The organism is Pseudomonas sp. LAM2023 (assembly GCF_016620375.1).
In the GTDB taxonomy this organism is placed as follows: Bacteria; Pseudomonadota; Gammaproteobacteria; order Pseudomonadales; family Pseudomonadaceae; genus Aquipseudomonas; species Aquipseudomonas anuradhapurensis.
On sequence record NZ_JAENHV010000032.1, the window covers coordinates 1 to 4,072 of the forward strand.

Annotated in this window: 2 protein-coding genes; both read right to left on the reverse strand. The window is 65.4% G+C overall.

Annotation, left to right across the window (positions count from 1 at the left end; genetic code table 11):
- On the reverse strand, positions 1–2,396 hold a 2,396-nt coding region (locus JKP78_RS19815; RefSeq protein ID WP_200627338.1), incomplete at its 3' end, for a DUF6531 domain-containing protein.
- Positions 2,393–4,072: type VI secretion system Vgr family protein (locus JKP78_RS19820; RefSeq protein ID WP_200627341.1), on the reverse strand; the 1,680-nt coding region annotated here is incomplete at its 5' end. The genes JKP78_RS19815 and JKP78_RS19820, both read right to left, overlap by 4 nt.

Below are 4,072 nucleotides of genomic sequence, written 5' to 3' on the forward strand. Positions count from 1 at the left end.
GCCTGGTATTCATAGGCGGTCTTGTTGCCCGCCGCATCGGTGAACTCGCTCAGTTGGCCAAAGGCGTTGTAGGCCCAGTGACTGGTCTTGCCGGAGCAGTCGGTGTACTCGAGCAACTGCCCGGCGTCGTTGTAGGCGAGTTTCTTCTCGTTGCCGATGGCATCCTTGATCGCCTTGACCAAGCCGGCCGGGGTGTAGGCGAACTCGGTCTTGTTGCCCAGCGGGTCGACGGTCTCGACCAGGTTGCCGCGCTCGTCGTAATCGCGCAGCCATTGCCCGCCTTCGGCATCGCGGATCTTGATCAGCTGGTCGTGCTCGTCATAGGCGTAGTGCACCACGCTGTGGTCGGCGCGGATGTGCTCGAGCAGGTTGCTGCGCTCGTCGTAGGTGAAGCGGTCCTGGCTGCCGTCGGGGTGAACGTGGCGGATGATGTTCTTGCGCTCATCGCGGAACAGCCATTCGGAGTTACCGTCCGGATGCTGGATGCGGTAGGTGTAGCCGAGAATGTCGTAATAGTGCCTGGTCTGCTGGCCGTGGGCGTCGGTCACGGTGGTCAGGCGGATGTGCTTGTCCCATTGCAGGCGCGTTTCGAAGCTGCCGTCGTCGGCCCACTCGCGGATGGCCTTGGCATGCGCCCCCGAGCCGTCCCATTCGAGGTTGAAGCCGCGCTGGGTGCGGTCGGTGTAGCGCGTCACCAAGTGGTGCTGGTACTGGTAGTGCCAGGCGGCGCCGTGCTCGTCCTGGGCGGCGATCAGGTCGCCCTGGTCGTCGTAATGGTAGGCGCACAGCTGGCGCAGCGGCTTGCCGTCGACCACCTGCCACACGCCCTGGATATGCCCGTGGTCATCGAGCAGCGTGCCCAGTTGCAAGTGCACCTTGCTCGGGTCGTTGTCCTCATAGGTGTTGATGTCGGACAACACCGGGCGGCCGTTGTAGTGATGCTCGTAATGCAGCATCGCGCCGGCACCGCTGCGCAGGACGATATGAACCAGATAGAACCGATCACCGACCCGCTCGTAGGTCTCACGGCGCTCCAGCCCACGCAGGAGGATGATCTGAGTGTCACTGGTACGCACCAGGCTCCGGTACTCGATCGGATCGTAGTGCGGCTTGCCCTGCCTGGGCAGCGGATACGGGTGGCTGCGGCCGTCGACGTCGTGGAATACCAGGCCGTCGTCGATCACGTCGATGCAAGTGCTGAACTCGGTCAGCCAACGGGCGCCCAGGCTGCTGTCGTCCAGCTCGGCCAGCCGTGAGTTGTAGGTCCGCGCCCAGGTGACCGGGAATGGCCCGGGCAGGCTGAAGTCGACGTGCTGCAGGGTTTCGCTGCCCAGGGCGAAGTTGATGTCGCGGGTGGTTCCTGGGCAGGGGCCGTTCTTGCAGCGATTGGCCGCGTTCCTGGGTGGTGCTTCCTCGCGCTGGGTTTCGAGCTTGCCTTGCGTGGCCTGGTGCCGCGCGGTGCTGGTGGCGTTGGGTTTGATGTTGGCGTTCACAAGCTGCGGATTGCGCTTGCGCCACAGCGCGACGCTACCGGCCAGGATCAGGCGCAACGCCTCGATCGAATGTGGGTTGCTGGCCGAACCCAGCTTGAGGATCTCGCTCTTGATGCGAGGCGCCAGCACGCGCAACCTGGCGACTTGCTGGTGGCCGTAGAGCTTGGCCTCGGCACTGATCGTCGCGCTGGCGGCCATGTTGGCCATGCCCTTGCCAGCGGCCTTGTAGGCACTCCAGGCCGCGTCGAAGATGTTGTCGATACTGGCCAGCGGATCGTGCAGCAGTTGCTCAGCCGCCTTGCTCGCCTTCTTGCCTGCCTCGCCGAGGTCCTTGCCGCTGTCGAGGTCGCCATCGATCAGGGCATCCAGGCCTTTGCAGATCTCGTTGAGAATTTCCTCGCCCTTGCCACCCGCTGCCGCCAGGGTTTCCTTGAGCTTGCCCTCGGCCTGGCTGACGAAATCATCCAGGCTACCGATGATGTCGGCGTTCAGGTGCCCGGCAATGATCTCGATCAGCGCGTCGCCGAGGATCTGCTTGCCCTCCTGGCGCACCATGAACAACATCGGCCGCAGGCTCATGCGTGCGGCGGCCATGTTCGGTGGCACCGGCACTACGCCGATCAGGTTGATGCCCAGGCTGACCCAGTCCCACGGGTCCGGCTTGTCGCTCTCCGCCAGGGTGACGATGTCGCCCAAAGCGTCGATCAGGGCGATGATGTTACCCACCACCGGCAAGGCACCTGCGACGTTCTTGATGCGCTCGAGGGTGACATAACCGTCGCTGATATCGCGCAGCCAGGCATCGAACACCGCCGCGCCACGGCCGACGTCTTCGATATGGATTTCGTTCAGGGGGACGATGGCGACTTCGCGGCCACCGGGTTGGGAAGTCTGTGTGGTCATGAAATCAGCTCGCCTGGCATCAGGTCAGTCAGGGTGTTGAGGTTCGGTGCCTTGAAGGCAGGGCGTTCGGGTAGCGCCGGCAGTTTTGGCAGGCTGGCCATGGCCCCCTGCACGGCGACACCGGCCCTGCTCGCAGCGCCCAGGGTGCTGGAGGCGGCGGGCAGTGCCGAACTGGCGACGCTGGCCAGCTGCGGCAGGCCAGCAACGCCGCCTTTCAGCGCGCCTTGCACCTGCTGTGCACTCTGCAGTGCGCTCTGCCCGGTCTTGAGCAGGCTCATGCCGCTCTTGGCCACGTCCATGCCACTGCTGGCCAGTTGCTTGATCGTGCCCATTGCTGCACCGCTGCCATCAGGCGTGAGCGTGTCGATCATCGAATCAAGCATTGAGGGCGCACCTTCTTCGGTCGCCGCCAGCTTCGGCCAGGGCAGGCCCTTGGCGAAGCTGCCGAGACTCCAGGTGTCAGCCGTGTCAAGGCCGAACGCCGCCGTGGCTGGCCCGGGCGCGGCGCCAGACACGGCGTTGAAGCCCTGCCCGTCCAGCGAACCCTTGAGCACTGTGCCCAGGGCGTCGGTAACCTCGTAGTCGCCGGCCTGGATGCCCTTGGTGTTGGCGTACAGGTTGAACAGCTCCAGCGCGCCTTTGCCGGGCTTGGGCGGCTCGGGGAAGGTGCCGGCCTTGCTCGCCGCACCGATGTGCGCAAACTTCGCGGCATGGGCGGTGTAGTTGCCGCTGGTGACGTGGGTGATGCCGCTGGCGTTGTAGGTGGTGGCACTGCCGCCGCCCTGCACCACCAGTTCGGTCTTGGCCTTGAGGATGATGCGGTCGGCGTTGGCGGTGATGTCCAGCTTGGCCAGCAGGTTGATGCTGTCCTTCAGCGCACGGAAGTCGATGTCGCCTGCAGCCGCCACCAGACGGAAACCGAGACTCTGCACGAACAGGCGCATGCCCTGGCTGGCACTGGCCAGCAGGCGTTTGCCGATCGACATACTGGTGTGGCCGGTACTGCTCAAGGCCAGGTGGCTGCCGCTGGTGAGGTGGTTCGGGCCAGGCGTGGTCAGGGCGATGCCGGCCGGGCTGGACACCACAAGGTGCGGCTGGGTGAATTCGGCGAACTCGTTCTTGGTCAGGTCGCCTGGGCCACTGCCGAGGATACCTTGGTGCTGGGCGTGCAGGTCCTTGGCGACCTGATCCTGGTCGCCCGGTTCCTGGGCCTGCATCTGCTTGGCCAGCTGCGCCAGGCGGTCCTGCTGCTCGCTGGCGGTGGCGAGGCGTTCGGCGGTTTCGGGCAAGTCCTTGTGGTGCCTGGCTTCGTTCGGGCGCGGTTCGGTGGTGAGCAGCAGGCCGCCGGCGGCGCGCACGGCGCCGTGGCGATCAGTGCGCAGCTCGAAGCCCTCACCCCGTGGCGCGCCGCCGCTCGGCCGTGGGTGGGTCAGGTAGCCAAGGTTCAGGGCACTGGCGCCGTGGTCGCTGCGCAGGGCGATGCTGATCTCGCTGGTGGTGTCGTCGATGCGCAGTTCGTTGTTGCGGCTGCCCTTGTATTCCTTGCTCTTGATGGTGGCCAGGGTCTTCAGCTCGGGCAGCTTGTAGTGCGGCATGTTCACGCCGTGGTACAGGCAGCCGGTCACCAGCGGCTGGTCGGGGTCGCCTTCGAGGAAGCTGACCAGCACTTCCATGCC